Annotated in this window: 13 protein-coding genes; 5 read left to right on the forward strand and 8 right to left on the reverse strand. The window is 34.5% G+C overall.

The window, feature by feature from the left end:
* Window positions 1-86 precede the first annotated feature (86 nt).
* From IEW40_RS09405 to IEW40_RS09425, 5 genes are read left to right on the forward strand one after another with little or no spacing between them, the layout of a single operon-like run.
* Window positions 87-1,769: a ribulokinase gene (locus IEW40_RS09405; protein ID WP_188617845.1), complete on the forward strand. Its 1,683-nt coding sequence runs from the start codon at window positions 87-89 to the stop codon at window positions 1,767-1,769.
* Complete coding sequence (locus IEW40_RS09410) at window positions 1,762-2,463, forward strand: L-ribulose-5-phosphate 4-epimerase (RefSeq protein WP_188617846.1); 702 nt, start codon at window positions 1,762-1,764, stop codon at window positions 2,461-2,463. The genes IEW40_RS09405 and IEW40_RS09410 overlap by 8 nt, the downstream gene beginning before the upstream one ends.
* 36 nt (window positions 2,464-2,499) lie before the next feature.
* Window positions 2,500-3,996, forward strand: a complete 1,497-nt coding sequence (gene araA, locus IEW40_RS09415) for an L-arabinose isomerase (RefSeq protein WP_188617847.1) — start codon at window positions 2,500-2,502, stop codon at window positions 3,994-3,996.
* Window positions 3,997-4,008: 12 nt separating this feature from the next.
* Window positions 4,009-5,172: an aldose epimerase family protein gene (locus IEW40_RS09420; protein ID WP_188617848.1), complete on the forward strand. Its 1,164-nt coding sequence runs from the start codon at window positions 4,009-4,011 to the stop codon at window positions 5,170-5,172.
* A 4-nt stretch (window positions 5,173-5,176) separates the two neighbouring features.
* Window positions 5,177-6,865, forward strand: coding sequence for a sodium:solute symporter (locus tag IEW40_RS09425; protein ID WP_188617849.1), 1,689 nt, complete (start codon window positions 5,177-5,179; stop codon window positions 6,863-6,865).
* A 73-nt stretch (window positions 6,866-6,938) separates the two neighbouring features.
* Here the strand turns inward: IEW40_RS09425 and IEW40_RS09430 are convergent, their stop codons facing one another.
* From IEW40_RS09430 to IEW40_RS09465, 8 genes are all read right to left on the reverse strand, one after another.
* Complete coding sequence (locus tag IEW40_RS09430; protein ID WP_188617850.1) at window positions 6,939-7,736, reverse strand: Cof-type HAD-IIB family hydrolase; 798 nt, start codon at window positions 7,734-7,736, stop codon at window positions 6,939-6,941.
* Between the two features lie 141 nt (window positions 7,737-7,877).
* Window positions 7,878-8,831, reverse strand: a complete 954-nt coding sequence (locus IEW40_RS09435; RefSeq protein WP_188617851.1) for a transketolase family protein — start codon at window positions 8,829-8,831, stop codon at window positions 7,878-7,880.
* A gap of 13 nt (window positions 8,832-8,844) precedes the next feature.
* Window positions 8,845-9,693: a transketolase gene (locus IEW40_RS09440; protein WP_188617852.1), complete on the reverse strand. Its 849-nt coding sequence runs from the start codon at window positions 9,691-9,693 to the stop codon at window positions 8,845-8,847.
* Window positions 9,694-9,707: 14 nt separating this feature from the next.
* On the reverse strand, window positions 9,708-10,361 hold the full coding sequence (gene fsa, locus IEW40_RS09445) for a fructose-6-phosphate aldolase (RefSeq protein ID WP_188617853.1): 654 nt from the start codon (window positions 10,359-10,361) through the stop codon (window positions 9,708-9,710).
* Window positions 10,362-10,410: 49 nt separating this feature from the next.
* Window positions 10,411-11,769: a glycoside hydrolase family 43 protein gene (locus tag IEW40_RS09450; RefSeq protein ID WP_188617854.1), complete on the reverse strand. Its 1,359-nt coding sequence runs from the start codon at window positions 11,767-11,769 to the stop codon at window positions 10,411-10,413.
* A gap of 7 nt (window positions 11,770-11,776) precedes the next feature.
* Window positions 11,777-12,895, reverse strand: a complete 1,119-nt coding sequence (locus IEW40_RS09455; RefSeq protein ID WP_188617855.1) for an endo-1,4-beta-xylanase — start codon at window positions 12,893-12,895, stop codon at window positions 11,777-11,779.
* A gap of 14 nt (window positions 12,896-12,909) precedes the next feature.
* Window positions 12,910-14,829, reverse strand: coding sequence for a sialate O-acetylesterase (locus IEW40_RS09460; protein ID WP_188617856.1), 1,920 nt, complete (start codon window positions 14,827-14,829; stop codon window positions 12,910-12,912).
* Window positions 14,830-14,845: 16 nt separating this feature from the next.
* The gene (locus IEW40_RS09465) at window positions 14,846-17,212 is read right to left on the reverse strand and encodes a glycoside hydrolase family 127 protein (protein WP_188617857.1); all 2,367 of its coding nucleotides are present in this window, start codon (window positions 17,210-17,212) and stop codon (window positions 14,846-14,848) included.
* Window positions 17,213-17,543 lie beyond the last annotated feature (331 nt).

Raw genomic sequence — 17,543 nt, forward strand, 5'->3', positions numbered from 1 at the left:
TACATTTATTTAAAATAGTATGTTATATTTGTTATATACAATATGAATAAATTGTTAACTATTCTTAAAATTAAATTTCAAGCGAAATGAAAAAATACGTCATCGGACTAGATTACGGAACAGATTCGGTAAGAGCAGTCCTAATTGATACAGAAAACGGTTCTGAACTAGCAGCGAATGTTCATTATTACCAAAGATGGAAAGAAGGGAAGTATTGTAATCCGGGCGAGAATAGGTTTCGTCAGCATCCATTAGATCATTTAGAAGGTCTAGAAAATACCATCAAATCTGTGGTTGCTACAAGCAGTGTAAATCCAGAGCAAGTAGTGGGAATTTGTATAGATACTACTGGTTCATCTCCAATTCCAGTGAATAAAGAAGGAGTTCCTTTGAGCTTAACTTCTGGTTTTGAAGAAAATTCTAATGCAATGATGGTTCTTTGGAAAGATCATACTGCTATTGCTGAAGCCGAAGAAATTAATAGACTTGCCAGAACATGGGGTGGTGTAGATTACACAAAATTTGAAGGAGGAATTTATTCATCAGAATGGTTTTGGGCAAAAATTCTTCACATCAATAGAGAAGATGAACTTATAAAAAATGCAGCTTACAGTTGGATAGAACATTGTGATTATATCACCTTTGTATTATCAGACCACAAAGATTTGGCAACATTCAAAAGAAGCCGTTGTGCAGCAGGTCATAAAGCAATGTGGCATGAAAGCTGGGGCGGACTTCCATCTAAAGATTTTCTCAACAGATTAGATCCTTCTTTAGCAGAACTTAGAGACAGACTCTATGAAAAGACTTATACTTCTGATGAGGTTGCAGGAAATCTGAATGAAGAATGGGCTGCTAAACTAGGTTTAACTACCAATACTGTGATTACAGTAGGAACTTTTGATGCACATTCTGGTGCAGTAGGTGCCAAAGTAGAAGAAAATACACTCATCAGAATTATGGGAACTTCTACCTGTGATATTATGATTGCGCCAAGCGAAATTATAGAAGAAAGAACAGTTAAAGGAATTTGTGGACAAGTAAACGGTTCAGTAATTCCTGGATTTATAGGTTTAGAAGCTGGGCAATCTGCTTTTGGTGATGTATTGGCTTGGTACAAAGATATTTTGATGTGGCCAGTTCATCAATTATTGATGAAATCTACGGTAATAAACGATGAACAAAAAGCTCTGCTGAAAGAAGAAATCGAAAATAATATGATTCGTACGCTTACTTTAGAAGCAGAGAATATTCCACTTTCAGATGCAGTTCCAGTTGCATTAGATTGGATTAATGGTAGAAGAACTCCAGATGCTAATCAAGAATTAAAAAGTGCAATTACCAATTTATCTTTAGGAACCAAAGCTCCTCATATTTTTAAAAGTTTGGTCAATGCCATTTGTTTTGGGTCTAAAAAAATTGTAGATCGTTTCGAAGAAGAAGGTGTTAAAATAAACAAAGTAATCGGAATTGGTGGAGTTGCCAGAAAATCTCCTTTCATAATGCAGACTTTGGCAAATGTTCTCAATATGCCAATTGTAGTAGCAGATTCTGACCAAGCTCCCGCTTTAGGTGCAGCTATTTATGCAGCAGTTGCAGCTGGAGTGTATTCTAATGTAATAGAAGCCAGCCAGAAAATGGGTTCTAATTTCGAGGCAGAATATTTCCCACAGGCTGACAAAGTAGAGAAATATGCAGAATTTATGGAGCAATACCAGAATATTGCAGATTTTGTAGAAAATAACATTAAAGCTAGAAAAAATGAGTAATCATTATAAAGAATTACAAAGAGAATGCTACGAAGCCAATATGCAATTAGATGCATTAAAATTGGTAGTTTACACCTTCGGAAATGTAAGCGCAGTAGATAGAGATAAAGGAGTTTTTGCGATTAAACCAAGCGGAGTACCTTATGCAGAATTAAAACCAGAAGATATGGTAATTCTGGATTTTGATGCCAATATCATCGAAGGAAAACTAAGACCTTCTTCAGATACCAAAACCCACGCTTTTCTTTACAAAAGCTGGGAAAAAGTAGGCGGAATTTCTCATACTCACGCTATTTATTCGGTAGCTTGGGCGCAATCTCAGTTAGATATTCCTATTTTCGGGACTACACACGCAGATCATTTAACCTCAGATATTCCTTGTGCGCCACCAATGCGAGATGATTTAATTGAAGGAAATTATGAATACAACACCGGAATCCAGATTCTAGATTGTTTCAAAGAAAAAGAATTGTCTTACGAGGAAGTAGAAATGGTTTTGGTAGGCAATCACGGGCCATTTACTTGGGGTAAAAACGCAGATAAAGCGGTTTACAACAGTAAGGTTCTGGAAACCATCGCAGAAATGGCGTATCTCACCAGACAAATCAATCCGAATGCCCCTCGTCTTAAAGATTCACTCATCAAAAAACATTATGAACGTAAACACGGCAAAAATGCATATTACGGACAATAAAAATCATTCCAAAAAATAACAAATAATCTTATCACAATGTTAGTAAATTTAAATACAAAAGAAATTTGGTTCGTTACAGGAAGTCAACATTTATATGGACCTGAAACTTTGGCTCAGGTAGCAGAACATTCTGGGAAAATAGTAGAAGCGCTTAATGCATCTTCTTTAATTCCTGTAAAAGTGGTGTATAAACCAACCGTAAAAACTACAGACGAAATATATGATACTTTAACGGCTGCCAATCAAAATCCAGATTGTATAGGTGTAGTAACTTGGATGCATACTTTTTCGCCAGCTAAAATGTGGATTCGTGGGCTTACAGCTTTGCAAAAACCATTGCTTCATCTTCATACTCAGTTTAATCAAGATATTCCTTGGTCAACGATGGATATGGATTTTATGAATCTGAATCAAGCTGCACACGGAGACAGAGAATTCGGGTTTATGGTAAGTCGTCTTCGCAAAAATAGAAAAGTAGTAGTAGGACATTGGTCTGATGAGCGAGTGCAAAAACAAATTGGCGAATGGTCTAGAGTAGCTGCAGGTTGGGACGATTGGCAAGGTGCTAAATTTGCTCGTTTTGGCGATAATATGAGATTTGTAGCCGTAACAGATGGTGATAAAGTGGAAGCAGAAACTAAATTCGGATTTTCTGTAAATACTTGGGGAATTGGTGATTTGGTTGGTGTAATAGATTCTATTGGCGAAGGAGACGTAAAAACTTTAATTGAAGAATATGAAGCTTCTTACACTATGGCAGCTTCTTTATTGGCAGGTGGCGAAAATCGTAAATCTCTAGAAGTAGCAGCAAAAATTGAATTAGGTTTAGAGAAATTTTTGAAAGAAGGAAATTTCAAAGGTTTTACTGATACATTCGAAGACCTTCACGGTATGGAACAACTCCCAGGAATTGCAGTTCAGAGATTAATGCAAAAAGGATACGGTTTTGCAGGAGAAGGCGATTGGAAAACCACAGCACTTGTTCGTGCGATGAAAACAATGGGGCAAGGTCTAGAAGGCGGAAACGCTTTTATGGAAGATTATACCTATCATCTTAATCCTTCTAATCCTTCTATTTTAGGTTCACATATGTTAGAAGTTGACCCCGTTTTAGCAGTAGGAAAACCATCTTGTGAAATTCATCCTTTAGGAATTGGAGGCAAAGCAGATCCAGTTCGTTTGGTGTTTAATTCTAGAGGAAATATAGATTCTCTTAATGCAGCTTTAATGGATTTTGGCAATCATTTCAGATTATTGATTAATAAGACCAGAGCATTAGAAATTACAGAAGAATTACCAAAACTTCCTGTAGCACGTGTTCTTTGGAAGCCGCTTCCAGACCTTTATACCGCAGCACAAGCTTGGATTTTGGCTGGTGGAGCTCACCACACTTGTTATAGTGAAAACATCAGTGTAGAGCAGTTAGAAGATTTTGCAGAAATGGCAGGTATAGAATCATTAGTTATAGACGAAGATACTAAAATCCGTGATTTTAAAAATACACTTCGCTGGAACGAAACCTATTATAAATAAACACTAATTAATATGAAAAAAATTATTAATTATTTAGGTTTTGCTCTTTTAACAGCCTTACTTTTTGTGGGTTGTAAAAAAGAAAATCAATCAGAAAAAGCTCAATCAACTCAGATGGAAAATATTCAAGTTTCAGATTACGGAGTTACTGCTAAAGGTGATTCTATCAAAAAATACACTTTGACCAATAAAAACGGAATGAAAGTGGAAGTCATCAATTTTGGTGGCATTATTACTTCTCTTACTGCCCCTGATAAAGATGGTAAATACGAAGATGTAGTTCTAGGTTTTACAAAACCTGAAGGTTATTTTAACGGTAATCCTTATTATTTTGGAGCTTTAATCGGAAGATTTGGAAACAGAATAGCCAATGCAAAATTTATATTGGATGGTAAAACGTATGATATTGATAAAAATGATGGACCAAATAGTCTTCACGGCGGGAAAGAAGGTTTTCATACCAAAATTTGGACGATAGAGCCTATCGGAAATGCTGAAGCTCCTTCTTTGAAACTTACTTATGTAAGCAATGACGGAGAAGAAGGCTATCCCGGAAAATTAACCACCACAGTAGTTTATACTTTAACAAAAGATAATGCCTTGGAAATCGCTTATGAAGCTACCACAGATAAAACGACCGTTGTAAATCTTACGCAGCATTCTTATTTCAACCTTTCAGGGAAATTTACTCAACCAATTACAGATCACGAATTACAATTAGATGCAGACCAATTTTTACCTGTAAACGGCACTTTAATTCCAACAGGTGAGCGTAGAAATGTGGCAGGAACTCCATTTGATTTTAAAACTCCGAAATTAATTGGCAAAGACATCAATTCTGATGACGAACAAGTAAAATTAGGAAAAGGTTTTGACCATAATTGGATTCTAAACGGAACAGGTTTAAGAAAAATAGCTACCGTTTATCATTCAGGTACTGGCAGAGTGATGGAAGTAAGTACAGACCAACCTGGAGTTCAATTCTATTCTGGGAATTTCTTAGATGGTAAATTTGATACCAAAACAGGAGGTAAAAACGAACACCGAACAGGATTTTGTTTAGAAACTCAGCATTTCCCAGATTCGCCCAACGAAACATCTTTTCCTACAGTGGTTTTAAAACCAGGAGAAAAGTTTCAGTCTAAAACGATTTATAAATTTTCAGTAAAAAAATAAAGATATGAATTGGAATTCACACGAGTTTATTTGGCTAGATTGGGCCATAATAGGCATAGGTATAGCCATGATTACCTATTTTGTATGGCGTGCAGTAAGCAAGCAAAAGAAACTAGCTGGGGAATCTAGCCGAGATTATTTCTTGGGAGGAGAACCTTGGTATGTAATGGGAGCTGCCATTTTTGCAGCCAACATTGGTTCAGAGCATTTAGTAGGATTAGCAGGTGCAGGTGCAGAAACAGGAATGGGAATGGCACACTGGGAAATGCAAGGCTGGATGATTCTGGTTTTAGGATGGCTTTTTGTACCATTTTATAAACACAGTGGCGTATTTACAATGCCAGAATTTTTGAATAGAAGATATACTCGTAAAACCAGTTCTTGGCTTTCAGTAATTACTTTAATTTCTTATGTATTAACCAAAGTAAGTGTAACCGCATTTACAGGAGGAATTTTTATGGAAAGTTTATTAGGACTTCCTTTTTGGTATGGTGCTATTGGTTTGGTATTATTAACTGGGGTTTTTACCGTTTTTGGTGGAATGAAAGGCGTAATGACACTTTCTAAAATCCAAACACCTATTTTGATTGTAGGTTCTTTTATGGTACTGCTTTTAGGATTAATAGCCTTGGGCGAAGGTTCTATGGCACAAGGTTGGACTAACATGATGGAACATGCCAAAAGTATGAATAATGGTTTCGGAACCAATCACTTAATGCATTTTGATAAAAATGATCCATTATATGATAAATTCCCAGGACTTTGGGTGTTTTTAGGAGCGGCTATTATTGGTTTTTGGTATTGGTGTACAGACCAGCACATTGTACAAAGAGTACTAGGAGGTAAAAATATGAATGAAATGAGAAAAGGAACCATCCTTGCCAGCTATTTTAAAATTTTACCTGTATTTATGTTCTTAATTCCGGGGATGATTGCAGTAGCATTGGCAGCAAAACCAGAATCTGGATTTGTGATGGGTTCTACTGATGAAGCTTTTGGTTCTATGGTAAAATTTGTTTTGCCAGCAGGCGTAAAAGGAATAGTAACAGTCGGTTTTATAAGTGCTTTGGTAGCATCATTAGCAGCATTTTTTAACTCTTGTGCTACCTTATATACCGTAGATTTTTATAAACCAAAACATCCTGAAGCTAGTGAAGAAAAGTTAGTTTGGGTAGGTAGAATTGCAACTTGGGTAGTTGTCGTTTTAGGGCTAATCTGGATCCCTGTAATGATGGGATTAGGTAGTTTATACGCTTATCTGCAAGATGTACAATCATTATTAGCTCCGTCTATTGTAGCGGTATTTTTATTGGGAATTTTCTCCAAAAAAATTACACCAAAAGCTGGTGAATATGGTATTGTAATAGGCTTTATTATAGGAATGGTGAGATTATTCTGTAATATTTTTAAAGATAATTTAAACGCTATAGATTCTTTGAAAGGAATTAGCTGGTTTTGGCAAACCAACTGGCTTATTTTCGAGATTTTCCTTTTGTTATTCATCATTGTAATGATGATTTTAGTAAGCTTCTTCACGCCACAAGCTACAGAAGAAAGCTTAAAAGGAATTACTTTCTCTACTCAAAGTGAGGAGCAGAAAGCAGAGACAAGATCAAGCTGGACTTGGGTAGATGTAGTTGCATCTCTAGGTGTAGTGTTGTTCTGTGCTTTATTCTATTGGTATTTCTGGTAAGAAATTAAGATACAAAGTTTGTTTTTCATGTAAGAGAGGTGCTTTTTAATAAAAGTATCTCTCTTCTTTTTTGTTATTTATTCAAATAATTTTTAATGACTTCTATTACCCCAAAATCATTGTGAGAAGGAGCTTCATAATGAGCGATTTTTTTCACCGAAGGATGCGCGTTTTCCATTGCAAAACTATATTTTGCATTTTCTAGCATTTCTATATCATTCATATAATCGCCAAAAGCCATTGTTTGTTCTGGTGTGATTTTTAATTCTTTTTGAAGTATGCTTAATGCTTTTCCTTTATTGATATTTTTATTCATAATATCCATCCAAAATTCACCAGAAACTACTACTTCCAGCCCATATTTTTCAAAATGTTTCAGAAAAGGATAAAGATTTTTTTCTGAACCTTCGGGATGATAAATCGCTATTTTGAAAGCACTATCATCTACCATTTCGGTAAGGTCTTTCATTTTCTTATTTTTGGTGTAATATCTGGTGAAAAAATCTACAAAATTTTGGTCTTCTGTCTCGTAATAAGCATATTTTTTAGCAGAAAGTACAGCTCTAGCTCCAGAAATTTCTCTTACTGCTTTTATGATTTCTGAGATATGAGAATGCTCCATTTTATCAGCAAAAAGTTCTTGACCTTGATACACCACATAACCGCCATTTTCCGCGATAAAACCAATCTCGTGTTCTATTTCTTCAAAATATTTTGTAATTCCGGGCATTTGTCTTCCGCTTGCTGGTACAAATAAGATGTTTCTTCTTTTTAATTCTGTATAAATTTCTTTAAAATCTGAGCTTACTTCGTAATTAGAATTTAGAAATGTACCGTCCATATCGGTTACAATTAGTTTAATGTCTGTCATAAAAATATTTTCTTTAGAAGAGATTTTTTGAGATTGCAAATTTAGCTACTTTTATATTCATAATAAAGCACCAGCAAAAAAGCTGATGCTTTGGGGTAAATGACAATAATGTATTGAAAATATGAATTGTTTTTATTGATTTTATTTTCTTGCCATCACTTTTTTTACGGCATTTACAATGGCTTGTGCATTTAATCCGTATTTTTCCATTAATTGTTCTGGTGTACCACTTTCTCCGAAACTATCGTTTACTGCCACATATTCTTGCGGAGTAGGAAGTTCTGTAATCAAAAGTTGCGCTATACTATCTCCTAAACCACCTAATCTATTGTGTTCTTCGGCAGTTACCACACAACCCGTTTTCTTCACAGAATTTAAAATAGCTTCTTTGTCTAAAGGTTTAATGGTGTGAATATTGATTATTTCTGCATCTATGCCTTGTTCTTCTAAAATTTCTCCTGCTTTTATAGCCTCCCAAACCAGGTGACCAGTTGCTACAATGGTTACATCTTTGCCTTCGTTTACCATCCAAGCTTTTCCGATTTCAAATTTTTGATTTTCATCTGTAAAAACAGGAATTACAGGTCTTCCGAAACGAAGATAAACTGGGCCGTGATGGTCTGCAATGGCGATGGTAGCTGCTTTGGTCTGATTGTAATCGCAAGTGTTAATTACCGTCATCCCTGGTAGCATTTTCATTAAACCAATATCTTCTAAAATCTGGTGAGTAGCCCCATCTTCGCCCAAAGTAAGACCAGCGTGAGAAGCACAAATTTTTACATTTTTATCAGAATAAGCTACAGATTGGCGAATCTGATCATACACTCTTCCTGTAGAAAAGTTAGCAAAAGTACCTGTAAAAGGAATTTTACCATCGATGGCAAGACCAGCAGCAATCCCAATCATATTGGCTTCGGCAATCCCAATTTGGAAAAAACGGTTAGGGTTTTCTTCAATAAATTTCTCCATTTTAAGAGAACCGATTAAATCTGCACATAATGCCACCACATTTTCATTGGTTCTACCCAATTCTGCCAATCCTGCTCCAAAACCAGATCTGGTATCTTTTTTTTCTGTATAAGTATATTTTTTCATAATCGAGTTCGTATTAATAGTCTCCTAAAGTTTCTTCTAATTGGTCTAAAGCACGTTGCAATTGTTCATCATTAGGCGCTTTTCCGTGCCAAGCGTGTGTACCCATCATATAATCTACACCAGCTCCCATTTGAGATTTTAGCAAAATACAAATTGGTTGACCTTGATGTGCTAATGATTTAGCTTCGTCTAAAGTTTTTAGAATTTGTTCCATATCATTACCATTTTCTACTTCAAGAACCTTCCATCCAAATGCTTCGAATTTTCCTTTTAAATTTCCTAAAGAAAGAACTTTGGAAGTAGGCCCATCTATTTGTTGACCATTATAATCTACGGTTGCAATTAAATTATCTACTTTATTATGAGCAGCAAACATTAATGCTTCCCAGATTTGTCCTTCTTGTAATTCGCCATCACCGTGAAGCGTAAAAACTAAGTTAGAATCATTATCTAGTTTTTTTCCTAAAGCGTGACCAATAGCTACAGAAAGACCTTGACCAAGAGAACCAGAAGCCACTCTTACCCCAGGTAAACCTTCGTGTGTGGTAGGATGCCCTTGTAATCTAGAATTTAATTTTCTGAAAGTTGCCAATTCGCTTTTATCAAAATATCCTGCATGTGCTAAAACACTGTAGAATACTGGCGAAATGTGACCGTTTGAAAGATAGAAAACATCTTCTCCTTTTCCTTTCATATCAAATCCGGGATTTCTTTTCATTTCATCAAAATAGAGGGCAACCAAGAAATCTGTACAGCCTAATGAACCACCAGGATGCCCAGATTGACAAGCGTGTACCATTCTTACAATATCTCTTCTTACCTGTGAAGCAACATTTTTTAGTTTTGTAATATCGTGTGACATAATTTTTTTCTTGATTAAATCATTTTTTGAGAATCTTTGATAAACTGCTCTAAACCGCTATCAGTAAGAGGATGTTTGAGCAGAGATAAAATAGGCTGTAACGGACAAGTTACCACGTCTGCACCAATTTTAGCACAATTAATGATGTGCATGCTGTGTCTTACCGAAGCTGCTAAAATCTGAGTAGAGTAGTCATAATTGTCGAAAATTAGTCTTATTTCTTCAATCAGATTGAGACTATCAGTAGAAATGTCATCTAATCTTCCTAAGAATGGTGAAACATAAGTTGCACCAGCTTTTGCAGCCAAAAGAGCTTGGCCAGCAGAGAAAATTAATGTACAATTGGTTTTGATTCCTTTGTCTGAAAAATATTTTAAAGCTTTTACACCGTCTTTAATCATCGGTATTTTTACCACAATATTGGGATGAATTTTCGCAAGAGTTTCGCCTTCTGCAATCATTTCTTCATACGTAGTAGAAAGAACTTCTGCCGAAATATCACCATCTACAATGTCACAAATGTCTTTATAATGTTGAAGAATTGCCTCGTTTCCGCTGATGCCTTCTTTTGCCATTAAAGATGGATTGGTTGTTACACCATCCAAAATTCCCAAATCATTGGCTTCTCTTATCTGCTCTAGATTAGCAGTGTCTATAAAAAATTTCATATAAGTTATATTAGTTAAATTATTTAAGTTTTTCTAAAAATTGATTTTATTATTCAAATTTCCAATAATCAAAGAAGGCTAAATCTTCGGTAATGGTATCTTTACCTTTAAAAATAAAATACAAATCGTGAACCTCCGTAATTGGACTTATTTCTGTGGTTTTTATACTCCATCTATCACTGCCACCAGTTCTAGGTATGGTCATAGTTCCTAGAAGTTTTCCGTTTACACCATCAATTCTTATCTCAAGAGAGACATCATTATGTACTGTTCCTACTCTGGCGGTGAATTTTTTAGCTCCTTTTTTCTGAAAATCTACTCCTTTAATTTTGGTATAGCTTCCATTTTTGTTGGCTTTAATAAAAACACCTACTTGATTATTTTGTTGAGATTTTATTCCTTCAGACCAAGCGATGGTTTCTCCTTCATTTTTAAGGAAAGGATTGATATTACTAATTCCTTGAGCAATTCCGTTGCCCATTTTCATAGGAGAAATAGAGCCATCTTTATTAAATTTGAGTTCATCTACACAGACAGAACGTGTAAAACCACTACCACCAGGAAGCGCACCATTATGATAAAAAAGATAGGTTTTTCCTTTGAAATCTAGAATTCCGGGATGGTTGGTAAAACTTCTTCCTTCGGTTGGCATTAGTGTTCCGCTGTATTTCCAAGGTCCAGTTGCACTGCTGCTTGTAGAATATCCTAAATGCTCAGGAATAGGACCGCCTGCCCAAAAAAGATAATACAATTTATTGCGTTTGTAGAGCCAAGGTCCTTCTTCATATAATGTAGCACGCTGAGGATTATTTTCTCTTTTAGCAAAAGATGTTTCAGTCATGGGAATACTTGTAATTTCTCCACTAAAAGAAATCATATCTTCATTCAATTTTATGTAATAGCAATTAGGATTTCCCCAGTACAAATAGGCTTGTCCGTCATCATCAATAAAAACTGTAGGGTCTATATCTCCCAAACCACTTTGTGCCAATGGTTTTCCTAAAGGGTCATAAAAAGGACCATAAGGACTGTCTGCTACTGCTACACCAATGGCAGGTTTATTATTTTCTGAACTTATTACAGGACAATAGATATAAAATTTTCCGTTTCTCTCTACACATTGTGCAGCCCAAGCATCTGCCTTAGCCCAAGAAAAAGTTTTGTAAGAAAGTGGAGAAGGATGTTCTGTCCAGTTTACCATATCTTTGGTCGTGTATAGTTTCCAATCATTCATTGTAAACCAAGTAGAATTATCCTCGTCATGACCTGTGAAGAGAAATACTTGATCATTATATACCAGTGGAGCAGGATCTGCAGTATAAGCTGTTTGTATAATCGGATTTTGTCCGAATATATAAGCAGATAAAAATACAAAAGAAAAAATAGCGGTTTTAAATGAATTTCTCATTCTCTTATTATTTAGTGAGGTCTATTAACTTTTGTACAACAGGTTTAGCTTTGTAGTTTCTGTCAAAAAGCAAAGGATAATCTGTTCTGCCTCTTACAGGAAAGTCGTTTTTCCAAGATTGTAAATCGGTAACGCCCCAAAGTGTCACTCTTCTGATTCTGTCTTGATGTTTAAGATATAGTTTGAATAAATCTAAGTAACGGTTTTCCCATACTTTTTCAGCTTCTGGAGTAAGACCAGTTTTATAAGGATCTAATTCTTTTTTGTATTTATTTACATCAGAAATATTGGCGCTGGTTCCCCAAGGTGAAGGCAAAGCACTTACATCAAGCTCAGTAATACTTGCTTTAAGTCCTAAATCTGAGTAAGTAATAATTGCTTTTTCATATTCTTCTAAAGAAGGGGTTTCTATGCCAAGGTGAGATTGCATTCCTATACCATCTATTCTTAAACCTCTTTCTTTCAATGTTTTTACTAATTTTACAATAGCTTCTCTTTTGCCAGGAAACCATTCGTTATAATCGTTATAATAAAGCTCTGCATCAGGATCAGCTTCGTGGGCGTACTGAAATGCCAATGGAATGAATTCTTCTCCTAAAATTTCGTAGAATTTACTTTTTCTGTATTGTCCGTCATCCAAAATGGCTTCATTTACAACATCCCAACCCTGAATTCTTCCTTTGTAATGAGTAACAATGGTAGTAATATGATTTTTTATACGCTCTTTCAAAACTTCTGGAGTTACATTTTTACCGTCTTTATCTGTAAAAAACCATCTCGGAGCTTGTGAATGCCAAAGTAAGTTATGCCCAATAATGAACATTTTATTTTTCTCGCCAAACTCTACAAATTTGTCTGCATCATCAAAGAAAAATTTACCTTCTTCTGGCTGCAGATACATACTTTTCATGCAGTTTTCAGCGACAATAGAACTGAACTGAGATTTAACAATCTCTACAGATTGTACATCTTTACCATGAATTTGGTCTAAATTTAATGCAGTTCCTATGAAAAATTTGTCTTTGTAAGCATCTTTCAATGTTGTATTTTTAGATTTTTGTGCAGTACAAGAAAAAAGGGCTAATAATAGCGTGGGTAATAAAAGTAATAATTTGTATGTTCTCATTTTAATGTTCTTTTTTAATTTTCTGTACTGAAAGATGAAGATGGTAAACCACTTTTATTTTTTAGGTTTCCATCAGGATTATCTGCCCAATCGTATCTTACAGCAATTGGTTCTTTTATTTCATTGTTCCAAACAACAACTTTATTGCCTTCAATTTTAGCTTTTGCCCATTCGTATTTTCCATCTTTTCCTTTTATTGAAAAGCCTTTTAAATCAGTAGTTGGTTGTAAATTATCTGTTCCTTTTTTGAAAGTAAGAATAATTTTGTTGCCTTCAATTTTCATAGATTCATAGACTGGTCCGTCTGCAATTACATTTTGTTTGTAAGCAATTTTTTCCGCTTGTAGTGCTAATCGGTCTCCTACAGATTTTTTGTTGAGCGGATGAATGTCATTCCATTCTCCTAAGTCTATGGTTACGGCAAGTCCTACATTGGGTACATTTTTAGAAACTAATCTTTGTTGATCTCTTAATTCTGCCCAATTGCTTTCTAAAGGCAATTTTCTAGCTTCCATAAAATTTGCCAATTGTACAATTAAGAAAGGCATTTCTTTTTGATTCCATTTATTTCTCCAATCCAGAATCATTTTGGTTAATAAATCTCCATATTCTTTAGGTTTTCCGGTATTGCTTTCACCTTGATACCAAAGTGCACCTTTCACATTATAATTAATTAAAGGATGAATCATAGCGTTATAAAGTCCAGTTGGTTTCCAACGAATAAATGTTTGTCCGGGAGCCATTTTTTCCATTTTAGCCCCTATTTTATACTTCCATTCACCTTTTAAATCTATTTTTTGTCCGTCAATTTCCAAATAATAAGGTTTATCTGCTATGAATTGACCTTTTCCGCTTCCGTTAGAAACCCTAACAGCGATGATGTTTTTTCCTTCTCTCAAAACACCAGCAGGAATATCATACCAACGTGGAGGATACTCATACGTTACATTTCCTACTTTAGTTCCGTTAATATAAGTTACATCTGCATCTTTTATTCTTCCTAAATTAAGAAATGCTGCTTTTTTGTCTGCATCTTTTGGTAGTGTAATTTCTCTTCTAAGCCATGCAGAACCGTCAAAGAAGCCTTCTTTGTCTTCCCAAGAACCTGGGATTTGCATGGTTTTCCAATCAGAATCATCTAGTTCATAATTTTGCCAATGTTGATTAAGACCGATATCACTTTGGTCTAGCTCTGCATACCAAGCTTTGCTTAGGGCAAATTCTGTAGATTCTGTAGATTTTATTAAAGCATCATCTTGCCATTTTTTAGCTTCTTCTAGATATTCTGGATAATTTTTTAGAGAATTTTCATCCATCCAGGCTTGTACTGGTGAACCACCTAAACTGGTGTGGATAATACCAACAGGAACATTATTTTTCTTGCTTATTTCTTTAGCGAAAAAATACGCAACACCAGAAAAATTAAGAATCGTTTCAGGGTTGGTAGCTTCCCATTTTCCTCCGTCTAATTCTGTTTGAGGAGCTTTAAAATTGTATTTCTGAGGAACGGTAAAGAATCTGATATTTTGATTATTAGCATTTTTGATTTCATCTTCGTATAATGGTTTTAGTCTTCGCATAGGCAATTCCATGTTAGATTGTCCAGATGCAATCCATACATCACCAATTAAAATATTCTTGATGGTAATTTCGTTAATCACCATTTCAAAAGGACCGCCAGCTTTCATTGGCGCAAGCTTTATTTTCCAATTTCCGCTGTTATCAGCAATGGTTTGGTATTTTTTATTCAGAAATTTTAAATTTACTTTTTCTCCAGAATCTGCACTTCCCCAAATGGTAATATTTTGGTTTCTTTGAAGAATCATTCCATCCGTAATTAGCGTTGGGAGTTTTACTTTTGCCTCAATAATTATACTGCTTATCAGTATTATGAATAAGGTGAAAACAATTTTGAATTTCTTTAAATTTTTCATTTTTATGATGGGATTTTTATTTGAATTCTTTGTTTAATAGTCTAACTTCTACAATTTGAGCAGTGGTAGATTTTTCTGAAGCAGTAAACTTAACCGTTAAAATTTCTTTATCTTTTTCGGTTTCTGGTATTGGTATTACAGCGTATTGAAGATTTGCTCCCGAATTTCCTTCTAATGTTTTTGAAAAGATGTTTTTATCATTCAATTCAATAGTTAGATTTCTATTTTTTTGAGTATCAAAATAAGTAACATAAATGTATTTTGAGGATTTATTTTTATTGATTAATTGATAGCTGAACCATCCTTTTGCATCTCTGAAATGAAGATCTTCTGCATATCCTGTATTAGAATCTTTACTTTGAACAAAATGGTCAGATTCTGGTTGTTGTTCTCCAGATTTTACTTTATCTGTGGTTATGGTGTCTAGTGCTCTGGTTTTTTCTTCTTCTAAAGTTTTAGCTTTTTGGATGGTTTCAATTTTATTGGCATCTGCCTGAGGAAAATATAAAATATAGCGTTGTTCTTCAATTTTATAAAAAGGCATCATTTGAAGTCCGTTCTTGTAATTTTTTTCGGGATAAAGCCCTGATATTTTGAAATTTAGTGGTGTGTTTTCATCTTTTTTAATATGTTCTAAAATAGACGAAGCATCTCCTAAAATGGTAGGGATTTCATTCAAAGGAATTTGAGGGCCATGCGCAATATGTCCGCCTCTGCTAGAATCTGCGTAAAGTCCTGTTTGGTTTTCATTTCCGAAAGGTGCTGCCAAAACGATAGGACCATATTTGAAGGAATAATAATCTGATTGATCTGGCAATTGTTCTACCGTAATGTGCATTGGCAATTTCATTATAATAACATCACCTTTTTTCCATTTTTTTTGAATGATAAAGTATCCTTCAGCGTCTTTTTTTGTAAAAATTTCTTTACCATTGATAAGAATTTTCACTTCATTAGCATTTGTCCAATTAGGACATCTTAACTTGATTGAAAAAGGTAATTTACCAATTGAGTTGATTATTAATTTGGTTTCAGGAACTTCTGGGAAATTATTTTCTTGAGTTAAAACTACTTTTTTCTCTGCCCAAGTTACTTTAGAAGGAATGAAAAGATTAATATACAAATCATTATTGCTGTGTGCATAAATCATTTCGCCATATTTAGAATGATTTTCCATTCCAGAACCTACACAACACCAAAAACTGGTTTCTGGCTGAGAATAAACTCTGTAATGACCAGGTCTCATTGGTGTAAAATAAACGTAACCGCCAGTTTTGCTATTTTGAGATGATAAAATATGGTTATAGAGCGCCTTTTCGTAATAATCTATGTAAGAAGAATTTGGCGAATCTGCATAAATTTCTTTGGTAAGCTTCAGCATATTGTATGTATTGCAGGTTTCGGGACCTTCTATACTTTTAATCATTCCACTGAAATCATTTACTGCATTAAAATGTTCGCTCACACTGTTTCCGCCAATAGAAACTGACCTATTTTCGGTAACTGTATGCCAAAAAAAATCTGCGGCATCGCTCCATTTTTGATTATGTTCTACCTCTGCAATTTTCTTAAAACCAATCACTTTTGGGATTTGTGTATTGGCGTGGATACCAGTCAATTTATCTTGCTTTTCTAAAAGTGGGTCTAGAATTACACGATGTGAGAATTTATGGGCAAGGTCTAAGTATTTTTTATTTCCTGTAATTTCGTAAACATCAGCAAAAATTTCGTTGAGACCACCGTGTTCACTTCTCAGCATTTCCTGAATTTGCGCATCAGATAAACCAGAAACTTCGTTGCTCATCCAATCGGTAAGTTTTATGAGCATTTTTTTTGCTTTTTCACTTTTCGTATAATAATAAGCATCTCGCAAACCAGCATAAGTTTTGTGTATATTGTACAAAGGAACCCAACGATTATTAAGTCCGAAACTATTGGCTTTTATATTTCCTTCGGCTATTTCTTTCCAGATTTGTTTTCCGTTTGGTACTCCAGTGAGATAGCCATTTCCAGACGCATTTTGACAAATTTCTAATTCATCAATCATATAATCTAGCTTTTTTTTGATAGCCAAATCGCCTGTAGAAGCATACATAAGAGCAAGAGCAGAAACATAATGTCCGCCAATATGACCATCAAGTCCTGTGTTTTCCCAATTGGGATAATTTTCGGCTTTTGGTTGTAGCCCAGCTTCTTTCATGTAAGGGGAGAGTAGTCTATCGGCATTTATAGACAATAGATACTTTTTATTGGTATCTGTAGCATTACTAAATATGCTATTAGAGAGTTTTACAATTTCAAGAGGGAAAAAACTCACTTTCTGCTTCACCTGAGCAAGTGAAAAAGTGGATATACACAGAAAAAGTATTGTAAATTTATTCATTTACAAAATTTAGGTTATAATTATTTATACAACAATATCGCTTAACATTTAATCTTTTAGATTCTTAAGAAAAGTATTCAAAAGATTTAATAAGTGTTGTTTTTACATTTATAAAGTTACTCTAAAGATTTGAAATATGAAATACCTTTTTCTATAATTGCTAAAAATGACGATTTTATTGTTATGTAAACATATGAATATGGTATTAAAAATGAGTTTACTTATCATAAAAATTATGCTATTTTATATCACTTTTGCAATTATATATAAGCATAGAGTAGTTTTACAAATTATGTAATCTTAGATATTTTTGTATCTGTTAGATTTTAAG

The organism is Cloacibacterium rupense, assembly GCF_014645495.1.
In the GTDB taxonomy this organism is placed as follows: Bacteria; Bacteroidota; Bacteroidia; order Flavobacteriales; family Weeksellaceae; genus Cloacibacterium; species Cloacibacterium rupense.